Origin of the sequence: Rhodococcus sp. B7740, from assembly GCF_000954115.1 — a bacterium.
In the GTDB taxonomy this organism is placed as follows: Bacteria; Actinomycetota; Actinomycetes; order Mycobacteriales; family Mycobacteriaceae; genus Rhodococcoides.
Genome location: NZ_CP010797.1, coordinates 2,748,276 through 2,764,154, shown reverse-complemented (window position 1 = coordinate 2,764,154; position 15,879 = coordinate 2,748,276). Strand labels below are relative to the sequence as shown.

Genomic DNA, 15,879 nt, shown 5'->3' with positions numbered 1-15,879 from the left:
CGGGTGAGTGCGAGCGTGGGCGACGAGCCGGAACAGCGAGATGTTCCGGCCGAAGTCGGTGGTCTCGCTCGCACCGATGCGCGTCGGGCCGCAGGGTTGTTCGTCGTCCTGGGTGTTCTGGCAGCGCTGTGCTTGGTGAGCATTTCGGTGGGCACCGAGTACATCCCGATCGGTCGGGTGTGGCACGGGCTGCTGCACGCCGACGGATCCACCGAATCCGTGATCGTTCGCGAACTGCGGCTTCCGCGTACGGTTCTGGGTTTGCTCGTCGGACTCGCCCTCGGGGTCGCCGGTGCGCTGATTCAGGCGATGACGCGAAATCCGCTGGCCGACCCGGGAATTCTCGGTGTCAACGCCGGGGCGGCGTTCTTCGTCGCGATCGCCGTCGGCGTGTTCGGTTTCACCGGAATCGGCTCGTACATCTGGTTCGCGTTCGCCGGGGCGGTGTTCGCAACGATCGTGGTGTACGCGCTGGGGTCACTGGGGCGTGCCGGAGCCACTCCGATTCGCTTGACGCTCTCCGGAATTGCGCTCGGTGCGGTACTGGGCGGCGTCACCTCGGGCATGCTGCTGCTCGATCCGGATGCCTTCGACAGGATGAGGTTCTGGGGCGCGGGGTCGTTGGCCGGTCGAGGCCTGGACATCGCGTCCGAGGTTGCCCCGTTCATCGCGCTCGGAGTCTTTCTGGCGGCCCTGATCGCTCGTCCCCTCAATGCGATATCGCTCGGCGACGATCTGGCCCGGTCACTGGGAGCGAACGTGGTTCGGACGCGAATCGTCGGCGTCGTCGCTGTGACTCTGCTCGCCGGAGCCGCGACCGCGGCGGCCGGGCCCATCGGATTCGTCGGACTGATGATCCCGCACATGGTGCGTTGGATCGTCGGACCGGACCAGCGTTGGATTCTGATCTACACGGTGTTCGCGGCACCGGGATTGCTGCTGCTCTCGGACGTGGTCGGCCGCATCGTGATCAGGCCGGGGGAGCTGCAGGTCGGTATCGTCACCGCGTTCGTCGGCGCACCGGTGCTGATCGTGCTCGTTCGCCGGAAGAAGGCGAGCGGACTGTGATCGGTGAGCAACGCGGCGGCAACATCGATTTCGGCCGAAAGTTGTGGGTCGTGCGAGTGCGGGATCGAGTGGACGGCCGCATCGGCATCCGAACGGTGGGCGTCTGCGCGGCCCTGCTTGCCGTGACGGCGGTGGTCTCCATAGTCGCCGTCGGGACCGGCGACCTCTACATTCCGCCGAACGAGGTGCTCGCCGCAGTGTTCGGCGATGCGCCACGCCTGACCGAGATCGTGGTGATGGAGTGGCGGTTTCCCCGAGTGGCACTGGCCTTCCTGTTCGGTGCCGCCCTCGGTGTATCGGGCGCGGTCTTTCAATCCTTGACGCGAAATCCGTTGGGCAGCCCGGACATCATCGGGTTCGGTACCGGTTCCTACACCGGCGCGCTCGTCGTCATCCTCACTCTCGGTGGTGGCTACTACCGGACCGGAGCAGGCGCGCTCGTCGGCGGACTCGCAACGGCCGCCGTGGTCTACCTGCTCGCGTACCGGCGCGGGGTGCAGGGCTTTCGGTTGATCATCGTCGGGATCGCGGTCAGCGCCGTGCTGGCCTCCGTCAACACCTGGCTGGTGATCAGGGCCGATCTGGACGACGCCATCGCGGCCGCCGTGTGGGGTGCGGGCACCCTGAACGGGCTGGGGTGGTCGCAGGTAGGGCCGGTACTGGCAGTGTCGGTCGTCATCGCGTCGTGCTCGGCGGTGCTCTCGCGTCGGCTGCCGATGTTGGAGATGGGGGACGACGCGGCGAGGGCGCTCGGCGTGCGCGCCGAGCCGACCCGTCTGATGCTGGTGTTTCTGGGTGTCGCGTTGATCGCGATGGTCACCGCGGCCGCGGGACCCATCTCCTTCATCGCGCTCGCTGCGCCGCAGTTGGCTCGCCGCCTCACCGGCACCTCGTCGGTGGCGCTGATGCCTGCCGCGTGCATGGGAGCGCTGCTGCTGGTCGTGAGCGACGTTGTCGCGCAGCGCGTGTTCGCTCCCACCCAGCTGCCGGTGGGTGTGGTGACCGTATCGGTCGGCGGCGCATACTTCGTGTGGTTGTTGGCGCGGGAAGGCAGGAAGCAGTGACGAAGCCTCGATTGCACACCGACGAGATCACGGTCGGATACGACAGCAGCGTCATCAGCGAGAACCTGACCGTCGAGATTCCCGACGGCAAGTTCACCGTCGTCGTGGGACCGAATGCCTGTGGTAAGTCGACTCTGCTGCGGGCGCTCTCGCGGCTGCTGAAGCCGACGCACGGAACCGTTCTGCTGGACGGGAAGGCGATCTCGTCGTATCCCGCGAAAGAAGTTGCCCGACGCCTCGGCCTGCTTCCGCAGACCTCCATCGCGCCCGACGGGATCTCGGTGGCCGATCTCGTTGCGCGGGGCCGTTATCCGCATCAGAAGTTGATCCGGCAGTGGTCGGCGGTGGACGAGGCTGCGGTGATCGAGGCCATGAACGCAACGGCAGTGACATCGCTGTCGGCTCGTCCGGTGGACGAACTGTCCGGCGGACAGCAGCAACGCGTCTGGGTGGCAATGGTTCTGGCGCAGCAGACACCGCTGCTGCTGTTGGACGAACCGACCACCTTTCTCGACATCGCCCACCAGATCGAACTGCTCGACCTGTTGGCCACTCTGAACCGCGAGAACGGCCGCACTCTCGTCGCCGTGCTGCACGACCTCAACCACGCCTGCCGGTACGCCGACCACATCATCGCGATGAAGGACGGCGCAGTGGTCACCGAGGGCGCGCCCGCCGACGTCGTCACCGCCGAGCTGGTCGAGGCGGTCTTCGGGCTGCCGTGCCGCATCATCGACGATCCGGAATCGCACACTCCGCTGGTGATCCCCAAGGGGGTCGGTCGCAGGCTAGGCAAGGCTTAGTTTAAAGTTGAGGGAGAACGGCCCCGAGTCGGCCCTGAGGGTTTCTCGCAGGAGTGACGTCGAGATATGTATCGAGGACGAAGATGAGTGAACAACCGCGTGGCTTCTACTACGCCGATGTCGTTGCGGTGGAACGACTCACGGTGCACATGGTGCGTGTGACGTTCGGCGGCGAGCACGTCGCCGGCTACCGCACGCTCGGGGTGCCCGACGAATGCGTCGGAGTCTATTTTCCCAGGGCAGACGAAGTGATCCCGCCGCCGATGACCGAGGTCGACGGGTTGTGGTGGTTCCACGGTCTCGACGATGCACCCGAAGGTCGCAACTACACCATTCGCCGCCTCGACGAGGAGCGCGGTGAGCTGACCATCGACTTCTTCGCACACGAGGGCGGTGTCGCATCGACCTGGGCCCAGCAGGCCGCCCCGGGGCAGACGGTGCTGTTCACCCGCCCCCGCTCCTGGTATTCACCGCCCGCCGACGTCGAATGGCTGCTGTTGGTCGCGGACATGACCGGGTTGCCCGCGCTCGGTCGTCTCGTCGAGCAGTTGCCCGCCGGAACGCGTGCGCACGCGATCGTCGAGGTGCTCGAGCGCGGCGACATCCAATCCTTCGAGACCCCCGCCGACGTGACGTTCGATTGGCGTATCGGATCCGGAAACGGCGACAGCGCAAGCGTTCTCGACGACGCGGTGCTGGCGTACCCATTGCCCGAGGGACGTGGCTACGTGTGGTTCGCCGGCGAGGCGTCGTCCTCGCGTCGGGTGCGCAAGCACTTCCGCAAGGAATTGGGCTACGACATCGCGTATTTCGACATCATCGGATACTGGCGCGCCGACTCCGAGAAGTGGCTCGAGAAGTACAAGCAATACCAGGAGGAGGCGCTGGCGGTGTACAACGGCGTCATCGAATCCGGCCGCTCGGAGCAGGAAGCCAGCGAGGCATTCGATGCGCTGCTGGAACGTGTCGGACTGTAGGTGAGCACAACTTCGTAGCAGGGGTCGAATTACCGCTCACGTGGGGCTGCGTCGAACTCGTAATCCGGCAGCTCTAGCGTCGCCGCGTCGGGACCGAGGAACTTGCTGGTCACGGCCTGTACAGGCTTGGATCCGGCCAGGCGCAGCACGGTGCGGAATGCAGTGACTCCTGCCGAGGTCTTCGGATGCGCGACGCGAGGCACGCCGGGTGGGAGTTTCTGCGCCTGCTCGACGAACGGCCGCATCCGCGCCTCGAAGGCCTCGAATCCGGCGCGATGATCGCTCGCCCGCGCGAGCTCGCCCGCGAGCACGTACGCGCCGGTGACCGACAATGTTGTTCCCATGCCGCTCAACGGCGTTGCGCACCAGGCGGCATCGCCGAGCATGCCGATTCTGCCGTCGGACCAGCGCGGGGCCTTCACCTGCGCCAGATAGTCGACGTACAGCTCCGAATCCGGTCCCAGCGAGTCCAGGATCCGGGGCACTTCCCAACCGACATCGGCGAATGTCGAACGCAGGGCGGCGATGACGCGTTCGGTGGACACGCCCTCGTAGCCGCTGTCGTCGGACACCCAGGACAGGCTGAATCGCGTCGTGCCGAGGTTGTCCGGTCGTAGATTCGCCACGCGAGATCCGGGGGCGTTGTACCAGCGCCACCAGCCGTCGTCGCTCGGTCCCTTCGGCAGTACGCCGTAGGCGGTGTACAGGCCGACGGGTGTGGTCTCGGCCTCCCCGGAGAACACCAGTTCCCTGCTGCTGGAACGTATTCCGTCGGCGAAGAGAACGAGGTCGAACCTTTCCGCTGCGCCCGTTGCGAATGTCACATCGACTCCGTCGGCATCCTGGACCACGCCGACGACGCGATCGCCGTAGCGATACTCGGTTCGTGGTCCGGCGGATTCTACGAGGATCCGCGCGAACTCGCCCCGCAGAATCTCCAACTCCGCCGTCGGCCCGTCATGGGTTCCGTCGCCGGCCGGGAAGGCCGCGATGGTGGCGTCGGCGTCGTCGACGAATCGGGTGCCCTTCTCGGTGGTGCCGTTCGCGAGGAGGGTCGCGTCCAGGCCCATGCGCTGCAGCACCTCGCGGCCGGAGCCGCGAACGTCGATGTTCTGGCCGCCGAGTCGCAGTTGCGGTGAGCGTTCGAGGACGGTGACCTCGAAGCCGGCTCGGTCCAGCCAGAACGCCACGGTGGGACCGGCGATGCTGGCACCGGTGACGAGAACACGAGAAGTCATGGGGCGCGCATGCCCGGGCGGCCGGTCGTTCAATCCCGGAGGGAAAGTAGCTGAGCCTCACCTTTGTGGTGTACTTTCATCGAATTGTCTTCAATGTCCCGTTTTCGTCAGGAGAACCGTGTTCACCGTTCGCCGTCTGGCGCTGCTCTCGATCAGCGCAACCCTCGCCCTCGGTCTCGTCGCATGCAGCTCGGACGGCTCGTCCGACGACGGCACGTCCACCTCCGAGTCCGCCTCCGCTGAGTCTGCCCTCGTGGTCTACTCCGGCCGCGGTGAAGAGCTCGTCGACCCCCTGATCGAGCGCATCGGCGGCGGTATCGAGGTCGATTACTCCGGCAACACCAACGCCCAGGCCGCAAAGATCCTCGAAGAGGGCGACGCGACCCCGGCGGACGTCTTCTACGGACAGGACGCAGGAGCACTCGGTGCCCTCGACGAGGCGGGCGCTCTCGCACCGCTGCCCGAGGACATCCTCTCCCTCGTCCCCGAGCAGTACCGCGGTGCCGACGGCACCTGGGTCGCCACCTCCGCGCGGGCTCGTGTGCTGGCCTACAACTCCGATTCGGTGCAGGCAGCCGACCTGCCCACCGGCATCGACGGACTGCTCGACCCACGCTGGCGCGGACAAATCGGCTACGCACCGACCAACGCCTCGTTCCAGGCCTTCGTCACCGCCCTGCGCGTGCAGCGCGGCGAGGACGGCGCCCGCACCTGGCTCGAGGGATTCGTCGCCAACGAGCCCGTCGCCTTCGAGGGCAACGGCCCGCTGTTGACCGCCGTCAACGACGGACAGGTGGCCACCGGCCTGCTCAACCACTACTACTGGTACCCCTTCAAGGACGAGAACGGCGACGACGCCCCGGTCGAGCTGCACTACTTCGAGCCCGGCGACCCCGGCGCACTGATCAACGTCGCCGGTGCGGGTGTGCTGGCTGCTTCGGACAACCAGGAAGCGGCCTTCGATTTCGTGCGCGAGTTGCTCTCGACCGAATCGCAGACCTACTTCGCGAACGAGACCGCCGAATATCCCGTCATCGACGGAGTCACCTCCGACTACGACCTGCCGCCGCTGTCGGAGCTGGGCTCGACCGATCTCGATCTGGGTCGCCTCTCGTCTCTCGAGGCCACCCAGACTCTGCTGACCGACGTCGGAATCATCTAGGCAATCCTCGGTTCCGGGCTCGTGTCTGCACTCCAGCCGCTTCGGCGGCACCACTTCGGCGGTCGTCCCGTTCTCGGGACGGCCGCGTTGTGCGTGGGAGCGCTGACGCTGACACCGCTGGTGTATCTGTTCGTCCGAGCGTTCGACGGCGGCACCGAGAAGGTCCTGGGGCTGCTGTTGCGGCAACGCACACTCGACCTCGCCGTCCGCACGGCAACACTGACGCTCACCGTGCTCGTTGCGTCGGTCGTGGTCGGGACGCTGCTGGCGTGGTTGACCGTTAGGACCGATCTACCGGGGCGACGCTTCTTCGCGATGGTGCTCGCCGCCCCGCTGGCCATCCCGTCCTACGTGTCCGGATATCTGTGGATCGCCGAGTTCCCCTCGTTGGCAGGCTTTTCCGGTGCAGCCCTGGTCCTCACGCTGTCCTGTTTCCCGCTGGTGATGCTGCCGGTGTCCGCGGCCTTCGCCACTGCGGACCCGTCGTTGGCCGAGGTCTCGCGCACCCTCGGTCGAGGCGCTGTGCGCACGGCGCTGACCGTCGAGTGCCGTCGCGTCGTTCCGGCCGCGGCGGCGGGTGCGCTGCTGGTCGCGCTCTACACCATCAGTGACTTCGGGGCGGTGGCTCTGATGCGATACGACGCCTTCACGCTCGGCATCTACAGTGCGTACCGCGGGGGACTCGATCGCACCGCGGCCGCGGTTCTCGGACTGGTCCTCGTGGTGGGCGCGTTGGTGCTCACCCTCCTCGAACGGCGTGCCCGACGCGGTGCCACGGCGAGGGTGGGATCAGGAACGGACCGGATGGCCGAGCCTGTGGTTCTGGGCCGGTGGCGCGTGCCTGCTCTGGCCGTTGTCGTTGCAGCCCTCGGTGTTTCGGTGCTGGTACCGATTCTGGCCCTGGCCCGGTGGCTGAGTCGATCGTTGCGCTTCACCGTCGACTGGGTGGACGTGCTGGCCGTCACGGCCAAGACCGTCCAGTACTCCGCGACCGCCGCGGTGGTGGTGGCCGTGCTCGCGTTGCCGGTCGCGCTGTTCGCGGCCCGATCCACGTCGAGGGCCGCCCGCGGTGCCGAATTGTCCACCTACATCGCGCACGGACTACCGGGTATCACCGTCGGGCTCGCCACGGTCTTTCTCGGAATCAGGTTCCTGCCGTCGTTCTACCAGACGGCGGTGCTGCTGGTGCTGGCATACGTGGTGTTGTTCCTGCCGTTGGCCGTCGGCAGTACGAGAGCGGTCGTCGACGCCACTCCCGTTGTCCTCGAGGATGTCTCACGGACCCTGGGCGCGGGCCGGCTGCAGACCGACCTTCGAGTGACGATTCCGATCGCGGCTCCCGGCATCGCCGCCGGGGCCGCTCTGGTGTTCCTGACCGTCGCCAAGGAGCTACCGGCGACGCTGATGCTGCGCCCTCGGGGAGTCGACACGCTCGCGACCACGCTGTGGTCCACCACCGAGGCGTTCCGATACGGCGAGGCGGCTCCCTACGCCCTGGCCCTGATCCTGATCTCGGTGGTCCCGACCGTCGTACTGACACGGGCGCTGGGGCGCACGACGCGGAAGCGAGTAGCACTGCCATGAGCATGGTGATTTCCGGACTCGTTGCCTCGTACGGCAGTACGGCCGTGCTGCACGGGATCGACCTCGACCTCGGCGACGGCGAGATGCTTGCCGTTCTCGGACCCTCCGGCTGCGGCAAGACGACGCTGTTGCGATCCATTGCGGGACTGCATCGCATCGACGCGGGCCGGATCACCTCGGACGGGCGGGACATCTCGGTGGCGGGGCAGATTCAGGTGCCACCGGAGAAGCGGGGAATAGGCCTGATGCCGCAGGAAGGTGGACTCTTCCCACACCTGACGGTACGAAAAAACATCGAATTCGGTTTGCGTGCAGGGTTTCTGCGACCCCATCTGTCCGGTCGCGCAGAGCGCACGCGGCGGGTCGACGAGATGCTCGAGCTCGTCGGACTGCCCGACGCCGGTGGGGTCAGACCCAGCGAGCTCTCGGGCGGCCAACAGCAGCGCATCGCGTTGGCGCGGGCGCTCGCGCCTGCTCCGTCGGTGGTGCTGATGGACGAGCCGTTCGCCGCCCTCGACGCGGGGCTGCGTACCTCGATCAGGCAGGACGTGCGAGAGTTGTTGCAGTCCAGCAAGACCGCGTCGATCCTGGTCACTCACGACCGCGCCGAGGCACTTGGAACTGCCGATCGGGTCGCCGTGCTGCTGGGTGGTCGCTGCGCCCAGATCGACACCCCGCGTGAGGTGTACGAGCGACCCGCCACACCCGCGATCGCGCGCTTCGTCGGCGACGCCTACTTCGTCGACGCTGCGGCCCACGGCGGCCACGTCGACACCGTCCTGGGGCGTCTCGAATCCACGACCCGAGAGACGGGAAACGGACAGGCGTTGCTTCGGCCCGAGCAGCTGCTGGTCTCGGAGTTCGACGACGGCGCGTTCGTCGTCGAACACGAGCTCTTCACCGGCCCCGAATCCTCGGTCACCCTGCGGCACAGCGCCACCGGGCTGCGGCTTCGAGCCATCGCCCGGACCGGCGACCGACTTGCCCCCGGCACCGCCGTCGACGTCACGGTGACATCGACGGTGCACTGGTTCGCGGGTTCGGCGGACTAGTTTTCGCAGACGCACCGGCACGACCGGCCGTGTCGGGCACGATCACGCGCCGGACCGACGAAACGAGTGCCATGCCGACAAGCAACCGAAAGGGACGCTATCGGGTCGGCTCCGCTCCACGCTTGGGCATGAACAGTGCCGCGACGGCCATCACCGCCGCCGCGGCCAGGACACCGAGAAAGACCGGATGGATGGCGTCGGACAGTTGTTCGGGGCTCGGGTCGGCGGAGATCCGTGAGTTGACGATGGCACCGAACACCGCGACTCCGACTGCGCTGCCGATGGAGCGGGCGAACATGTTGGTCGAGGTGGCGACGCCGCGCTCGGACCATTCGACGCTCGACTGAGCGGCGATGAGGGTGGGGCTGGCGATCAGACCCATACCGAGGCCGATGACGAAGCACACCGCGCCCACCTGCCACACCTGTGAACCGGCACCGAGGCCGGTGGCGAATGCCGCTCCGACGACCGCGATGGAGGCACCGATGAGCGCCGTGGTGCGGAAGCCGAACCGCAGGTACACCCGCCCGGAGAGTGATGCCGCGATGGGCCAGCCGAGTGTGAGGGTGGACAGGGCGAATCCGGCGACGATCGCGCCGGTGCCGAGCACGCCCTGCACGAACGTCGGAACGTAGGACGTCAGGCCGAGAATCAATGCCCCGACGAGCAGTGAGATGGAACTGCTGACCACCAGCACCCGACGGGTGAACACCCACAGCGGCAGGATCGGCTCCTCGACTTTGGTCTGCACCACTGCGAACGCGGCCAGCAAGGAGAATCCGGCGACGAAGATGGCGATGCTGACGGGGGAGTTCCAGGCCCAGGACTGTCCGCCCTCGAGCAGCCCGAGCAGCACCATCGCTGCGCCCACCGTCAGCAGGCCTGCACCGAGGTAGTCGATCTTGGGCTTGGTGCGCTCCACGGCTCCCTCGTCGAACTTGCGCCACAGCATCACCGCGGCCAGCGCGCACAGCGGAATGTTGACGAAGAAGATCCAACGCCACGTCAGGAATTCGGAGAAGATACCGCCGAGCGCCGGGCCGAGTACCGAGGACATCGCCCATACGCTGGCGAGGTAGCCCTGCACCTTGGCGCGCTCGGCCAGGGTGTAGATGTCGCCGGCGATGGTGATGGCCATCGGCTGCACGGCACCCGCGCCGAGACCCTGGACAGCACGGAAAGCGATCAGGGCGGGCATGCTCCAGGCCAGGCCGCACAGGATCGAGCCGAGTAGAAACACCGCGATGCCGAACAGCATGATCTTCTTGCGGCCGAACAGGTCGGCCAGTTTGCCGTACAGCGGCACCGACACCGCCTGCGCCAGAAGATAGATGGAGAACAGCCACGGAAACTGAGTGAACCCGCCCAGGTCGTCGACGATGGACAGCACCGCCGTGGCGATGATGGTCGAGTCGAGAGCGACCAGAGACGTGCTGAGCATCAGCGCAACCAGTATCGGTCCTCGTTCGGAGCGGAATCCGACATCCGATGTCGTGTTGTTCGTTGCCACAGCTACCAGTCTGATGCCTGCCGGCACCCCCGCGGCCACCGGCCCAGATAGTGTTGAACACCGTGCGACCATCACTGAGTAGCTACGAGCATCTGGCCGGCGGCAAGGTCCGCGATCTGTACACGATCGACGACGCGCATCTGTTGCTCGTCGCGAGCGACCGAATCTCGGCCTACGACCACATCCTCGACACCCCGATCCCGGACAAGGGACGCGTGCTGACGGCGATGAGCGTGTTCTTCTTCGAGGAGCTCGGCGGCGTCAACCACCTGGCCGGCGATCCGCTCGACGAACGCATTCCCGCCGAACTGCTCGGCCGTGCCCTCGTGGTGAAGAAGCTGAACATGGTGCCGATCGAATGCGTCGCGCGTGGGTACCTCACCGGATCCGGGTTGGCGGACTACAACGCGACCGGAGCCGTGTGCGGTGTGCAGCTTCCCCCCGGGCTCGTGGAATCCAGCAAACTCGACCAGGCGATCTTCACTCCCGCGTCGAAGGCCGAGATCGGCGACCACGACGAGAACATCACCTTCGACCAGGCCGTCGAGCAGGTCGGTGCCGAACTCGCGTTCAAGCTGCGTGAGGACACCATCGAGATCTACACGCGCGCAGCCAACTTCGCTCTGGAACGCGGAATCATTCTGGCCGACACCAAGTTCGAGTTCGGTACCGACGCCGACGGCAACCTGGTCCTCGCCGACGAGGTTCTCACCCCTGATTCCTCACGCTACTGGCCTGCCGATTCGTACCAGGAAGGCCGCGTCCAGCCCAGCTTCGACAAGCAGTTCGTCCGCGACTGGTTGACGGGCGAATCCGGCTGGGATCGCAGCTCCGACACTCCACCGCCACCGTTGCCGGACGACATCGTCGCCGCAACCCGCAGCCGCTACATCGAGGCCTACGAGCGCATCTCGGGTCTGAACTTCGACGATTGGGTCACGCCATGACGATCACCCCTCCCGTTGCCAAGAAGGTGCCGCACGAGCGCACCCATCACGGGGACACGTTCATCGACAACTACGAGTGGTTGCGTGCCAAGGACGATCCCGAGGTGATCGCCCACCTCGAAGCCGAGAACGCCTACACCGAGCAGCAGACGGCCGGCCTCGAGTCACTGCGAGGAAAGATCTTCGACGAGATCAAGTCGCGAACCCAGGAGACCGACCTGTCCGTGCCCACGCGCATGGGGCAGTGGTGGTACTACTCGCGCACCGTCGAAGGACAGTCCTACGGACTTCAATGCCGTTGTCCCGTCGACTCTCCCGACGACTGGACACCGCCCACCCTGTCGTCCGACGTGGACGTCCCCGGTGAGCAGATCCTGCTCGATGCCAACGAAGAGGCGAAGGGACACGACTTCTTCTCCCTCGGCGCGTTCTCGATCAGCCTCGACGGCAACCTGCTGGCCTATTCCACCGACACCGAGGGCGACGAGCGCTACACACTGCGTTTCAAGAACCTCGAGACCGGCGAGCTGCTCGCCGACACCATCGAGAACGTCGCGCCCGGGGCCACCTGGACGGCCGACGCGACCCACGTGTTCTACCTGACGGTCGACGAATCCTGGCGTCCCGATACCGTCTGGCGGCACACCCTCGGCAAGTCGGGGGACGTCGAGGTCTTCCACGAGCCCGACGAAAGTTACTGGGTCGGTTTCGGTTCCACCCGCAGCGAGAAGTACCTGATGATCTGGGTCGGCTCGAAGATCACCTCCGAGTGCCTCGTGCTCGAATCCACCGATCCCGAGGGCGAGTTCCGCGTCGTACTGCCCCGCACGGACGGCGTCGAATACAGCATCGAGCACGCCGTCGTGGCCGGTGAGGATCGATTCCTCATCACCCACAACGGCTCGGTGAACGGTTGGGGCACCGAGGGGGAGAAGGCCGAGAACTTCCTGCTCGCCGAGGCTCCGGTCTCGGACCCACTCGATCAGCGCACGCTGGTTCCGCACCGCGACGACGTCCGCGTCGAGGACATCGATGCGTTCGCCGGCCACCTGATCTTCACGTACCGACGAGAAGCCTTGACGCGCATGGCGATCTGGCCGCTGACCGACGAGGGGTACGGCGAGTACCGCGAGCTCGAATTCGACGAGGAGCTCTACTCCGTCGGCGCAGGTTCGAACCCGGAATGGGATCAGCCGCTGCTGCGGATGGTCTACACCTCGTTCATCACCCCCGGCCAGGTCTACGACCTCGACATCGCCAGTGGCGAACTGCTGCTCCGCAAATCACAGCCGGTTCTGGGCAAGTTCGATGCCGGTGACTACGTGCAGCACCGAGAGTGGGCCACTGCGCCGGACGGAACTCAGGTCCCGCTGTCGGTCATCGCGCGCAAGGATGTCCCCGAGGGGCCGGCTCCCACGTTGCTCTACGGCTACGGATCGTACGAGGCGTCGATGGACCCGTCGTTCTCGGTCGCCCGGTTGTCGTTGCTCGACCGCGGCATCGTGTTCGTCGTCGCACACGTACGCGGCGGCGGCGAGATGGGTCGGCACTGGTACGACAACGGCAAGACACTGAAGAAGAAGAACACCTTCACCGACTTCATCGCTGCCGCACAGCATCTCATCGACACCGGGCGCACCTCACCGAAGCATCTGGTCGCCGACGGCGGCAGCGCAGGCGGACTGCTCATGGGAGCGGTGGCGAACATGGCACCGGAGCTGTTCAACGGCATCCTCGCCAACGTTCCGTTCGTCGATCCGCTCACCTCCATTCTCGACCCGTCGCTGCCGCTGACGGTCATCGAATGGGACGAATGGGGAAACCCGTTGGCCGACAAGGAGGTGTACGACTACATGAAGTCGTACAGCCCCTACGAGAACGTCGAGGCCAAGGACTACCCGTCGATCCTGGCGATCACGTCCATCAACGACACTCGCGTCCTCTACGTCGAACCCGCCAAATGGGTTGCGGCTCTGCGTGCGACGAAGACCGGTGACTCGGACCTGCTGCTCAAGACCGAGATGAGCGCCGGACACGGCGGCGTCAGCGGACGCTACGAGAAATGGAAGGAAGCGGCTTTCGAGTACGCGTGGATTGTGAGCGCCTCCGGCGCACGTGCATAGAAATTCGTAGCCTGCTACGAATTTCCGCTCACATGCGGCGCAGCCGCTCTAACGCCACACGTAGCGGACCTGCGGTCGCCCGGCCTTGCCGTATTCGGTGTGCCGGGTGACCAGTCCGTCGTCGGCGAGGCGCTCGAGATATCGCCACGCCGTCACTCGGGACACTCCGACGACCTTGGCAGCCTCGGATGCATTGAGTCCGTCGGCCGCTTCCTTGATGCTCGCGGTGATGCCGTCCATCGTCTGCGGGGCGATGCCCTTGGGTGTCGAGACGCGTTCGTCGGCCGTCCGCAGATGCGCCATCGCGCGGTCGATGTCGCGTTGACTCGACGCGTTCTCTCCGGCAGGCAACGCGGCATGGAATTCGCGATAGCGCTCGAGCTTGTCGCGGAACGCGGCGAACGTGAACGGCTTGAGCAGATACAGCACGATGCCGTGTGCCACGGCGGAGCGCACCACCGACAGATCCCGTTCGGAGGTGATGGCGATGACGTCGGGACTCGGGCGTAGACCGCCGAGCGCCGCCGCCACGTCGATGCCGCTCGCGTCGGGCAGACCGATGTCGAGCAACACCAGATCGACGGCCTCGGTGCTGGCGAAGCGCATGGCCGACGCTCCGGTGTGCGCCACCCCCGCCACCTCGAAGCCCGGGGTGCGCTCGACGTACGTCTTGTGCGCTTCGGCGATCAGCGGTTCGTCGTCGACGATCAGGACGCGGATCACGAGAGCGATCCCGGGATGGTGGCGACCATGACCGATCCGTACGTCACTTCCGAGGTCAAGGTGCCGCGATGGCGACCGATCACCTGAGTCACCAGGGCGAGGCCGAGACCGCGTGAGCCGGACTTGGTCGAGTAGCCGCGCCGCAGAGCAGCTTTGAGCGTTTCCGGCGGCATTCCGGGACCGCTGTCGGCGACTCGGACGACGAGTTCACCATCGGCGTCACGGACCGTCACTTCGACCCACGGCTGGTCGGATTCTTTCGAGGCATCGATGGCATTGTCTATCAGATTGCCTACCAGCGTGACCAATTCACGTGCAGTGAGCACACCCTCGTGCTCCATGGCCGTGTCGTCGGTGATCGTCAGCTCCACGCCCTGCTCGGCGGCCTGACTGACCTTGCCCAGCAGCAGTGCAGCGAGCGCAGGTTCGCTGACCGCGTTCATCAGGCGATCGATGAGAGCCTGCGACAGCTCCAGATCGGCCGTCGCGAATTCGACTGCCTCCTCGGGTCGGCCGAGCTCGACCATCGTGATGACGGTGTGCAGCCTGTTCGCCGACTCGTGAGCCTGCGAACGCAGCGACTCCGCGAAACTGCGCACCGAGTCCAATTCACCCATCAACGAACGCAATTCGGTCTGATCGCGAATCGTGAGTACGTTGCCCAGGCGTCGGCCCTCCCACATCACCGGATCCTGATTGACCACGAGCACGCGATCCTTCGTCAGATGCAGTTCACCGCGCACGATGCCGGTGTCCATCTGCTGCATGGACTCCGGCAACGAGCCGAACGAGACAGGGCCCTCGGGCAGATCGAGGAGGCGTCGGGCCTCGTCGTTGACCAACTCCGCCTCGTCACCCCGGCCGAACACCAGCAAGCCTTCACCGATGGAATGCAGAACGGCGTCGTGATGCTCGTACATCGTGCGCAGCTCCGCAGGAGCCATCCCCAGTGTCTGACGCCGGAGCCGGCGGCTGAGCAGCGTCGATCCCGCGGCGGCGACTACGAAGGCGGCGAGAACGACCCCGACGATGAGGGGTAGACCCTGGAAGAACTGGTCGCTGATCTTGGCCCTGGTCACGCCCGCCGAGACGAGGCCGACGATCTCGCCGGAGGAATCGGTGACCGGAGTGACCGAACGGATCGACGGGCCGAGAGAACCCACGTACGTCTCGGTGAACGTCTCGCCCTGCAACGCGCGATCGATGTTGCCGCTGAACGGCTTACCGATCAGGTCGACGGTCGTGTGGGTGTAACGGGTCCGATCCGGGGCCATGACCACGATGAAATCGACACCCGTGACCTGACGGATCTTCTCGGTTTCCGGCTGCAGCCGGGACGTCGGATCGTCGGACTCGATAGCAATGGGCGTCGACGGTTCGTTGGCGATACTGACCGCGATCGCCGTGACTTCGCGTCGGGTCGCGTCGTCGCTGTTGGACCGCTCGTTGAGCACCGTCAGGATGCCGCCGGCGAACACGACGACCGCCATGACGACGAGCTGGAGCACCAACACCTGGCCGGCGACGCTCAGTGGGCGCTTCGAGGACAACGCAATCCTTTCGTGCAATACATCGAACGTGAACGAAATGAACGTATAGGTGACTCCTGTCACCCGGTGCAGCAACAT

At 65.9% G+C, this 15,879-nt stretch carries 13 protein-coding genes; 9 read left to right on the top strand and 4 right to left on the bottom strand.

What is annotated here, in order from left to right:
* Positions 1-3 precede the first annotated feature (3 nt).
* From NY08_RS12725 to NY08_RS12710, 4 genes are all read left to right on the top strand, one after another.
* On the top strand, positions 4-1,068 hold the full coding sequence (locus NY08_RS12725) for an iron chelate uptake ABC transporter family permease subunit (protein ID WP_094630650.1): 1,065 nt from the start codon (positions 4-6) through the stop codon (positions 1,066-1,068).
* Positions 1,068-2,132, top strand: a complete 1,065-nt coding sequence (locus tag NY08_RS12720) for a FecCD family ABC transporter permease (protein ID WP_032396309.1) — start codon at positions 1,068-1,070, stop codon at positions 2,130-2,132. Before NY08_RS12725 ends, NY08_RS12720 begins: the two co-directional genes overlap by 1 nt.
* Entirely contained in the window at positions 2,129-2,935 is an 807-nt protein-coding gene (locus NY08_RS12715; protein ID WP_082073789.1) for an ABC transporter ATP-binding protein, read from the top strand. Before NY08_RS12720 ends, NY08_RS12715 begins: the two co-directional genes overlap by 4 nt.
* An 83-nt stretch (positions 2,936-3,018) precedes the next feature.
* Positions 3,019-3,912, top strand: a complete 894-nt coding sequence (locus NY08_RS12710; RefSeq protein WP_045196684.1) for a siderophore-interacting protein — start codon at positions 3,019-3,021, stop codon at positions 3,910-3,912.
* 29 nt (positions 3,913-3,941) lie between these two features.
* On the opposite strand, the gene NY08_RS12705 is transcribed toward NY08_RS12710, so the two are convergent.
* Positions 3,942-5,150, bottom strand: coding sequence for an FAD-dependent monooxygenase (locus NY08_RS12705; protein WP_045196682.1), 1,209 nt, complete (start codon positions 5,148-5,150; stop codon positions 3,942-3,944).
* Positions 5,151-5,268: 118 nt separating this feature from the next.
* Here NY08_RS12705 and NY08_RS12700 point away from each other — a divergent pair, with 118 nt between their 5' ends.
* From NY08_RS12700 to NY08_RS12690, 3 genes are read left to right on the top strand one after another with little or no spacing between them, the layout of a single operon-like run.
* Positions 5,269-6,312 (top strand): iron ABC transporter substrate-binding protein, encoded by a 1,044-nt coding sequence (locus NY08_RS12700; protein WP_045196680.1) that lies wholly within the window; start codon positions 5,269-5,271, stop codon positions 6,310-6,312.
* A 21-nt stretch (positions 6,313-6,333) separates the two neighbouring features.
* Positions 6,334-7,896 (top strand): ABC transporter permease, encoded by a 1,563-nt coding sequence (locus NY08_RS12695; RefSeq protein ID WP_235386890.1) that lies wholly within the window; start codon positions 6,334-6,336, stop codon positions 7,894-7,896.
* Positions 7,893-8,948: an ABC transporter ATP-binding protein gene (locus NY08_RS12690; RefSeq protein WP_045196678.1), complete on the top strand. Its 1,056-nt coding sequence runs from the start codon at positions 7,893-7,895 to the stop codon at positions 8,946-8,948. The genes NY08_RS12695 and NY08_RS12690 overlap by 4 nt, the downstream gene beginning before the upstream one ends.
* A 97-nt stretch (positions 8,949-9,045) precedes the next feature.
* Here the strand turns inward: NY08_RS12690 and NY08_RS12685 are convergent, their stop codons facing one another.
* The gene (locus NY08_RS12685; RefSeq protein ID WP_045200315.1) at positions 9,046-10,458 is read right to left on the bottom strand and encodes an MDR family MFS transporter; all 1,413 of its coding nucleotides are present in this window, start codon (positions 10,456-10,458) and stop codon (positions 9,046-9,048) included.
* A 62-nt stretch (positions 10,459-10,520) separates the two neighbouring features.
* Here NY08_RS12685 and NY08_RS12680 point away from each other — a divergent pair, with 62 nt between their 5' ends.
* Both NY08_RS12680 and NY08_RS12675 read left to right on the top strand, forming a co-directional pair.
* Positions 10,521-11,405, top strand: coding sequence for a phosphoribosylaminoimidazolesuccinocarboxamide synthase (locus tag NY08_RS12680; RefSeq protein WP_045200314.1), 885 nt, complete (start codon positions 10,521-10,523; stop codon positions 11,403-11,405).
* Entirely contained in the window at positions 11,402-13,528 is a 2,127-nt protein-coding gene (locus tag NY08_RS12675) for a S9 family peptidase (RefSeq protein WP_045196677.1), read from the top strand. The genes NY08_RS12680 and NY08_RS12675 overlap by 4 nt, the downstream gene beginning before the upstream one ends.
* Before the next feature lie 48 nt (positions 13,529-13,576).
* Here NY08_RS12675 and NY08_RS12670 read toward each other — a convergent pair whose 3' ends face one another.
* Positions 13,577-14,251, bottom strand: a complete 675-nt coding sequence (locus NY08_RS12670) for a response regulator (RefSeq protein WP_032395931.1) — start codon at positions 14,249-14,251, stop codon at positions 13,577-13,579.
* On the bottom strand, positions 14,248-15,741 hold the full coding sequence (locus NY08_RS12665; RefSeq protein WP_235387245.1) for a sensor histidine kinase: 1,494 nt from the start codon (positions 15,739-15,741) through the stop codon (positions 14,248-14,250). Before NY08_RS12665 ends, NY08_RS12670 begins: the two co-directional genes overlap by 4 nt.
* Positions 15,742-15,879: the final 138 nt, after the last annotated feature.

What these genes read in the sequence shown, in the direction of transcription:
- NY08_RS12665 (WP_235387245.1), bottom strand. Translation starts at nt 15,741, where the DNA reads ATGGCGGTCGTCGTGTTCGCCGGCGGCATCCTGACGGTGCTCAACGAG.
- NY08_RS12690 (WP_045196678.1), top strand. Translation starts at nt 7,893, where the DNA reads ATGAGCATGGTGATTTCCGGACTCGTTGCCTCGTACGGCAGTACGGCC.
- NY08_RS12705 (WP_045196682.1), bottom strand. Translation starts at nt 5,150, where the DNA reads ATGACTTCTCGTGTTCTCGTCACCGGTGCCAGCATCGCCGGTCCCACC.
- NY08_RS12710 (WP_045196684.1), top strand. Translation starts at nt 3,019, where the DNA reads ATGAGTGAACAACCGCGTGGCTTCTACTACGCCGATGTCGTTGCGGTG.
- NY08_RS12675 (WP_045196677.1), top strand. Translation starts at nt 11,402, where the DNA reads ATGACGATCACCCCTCCCGTTGCCAAGAAGGTGCCGCACGAGCGCACC.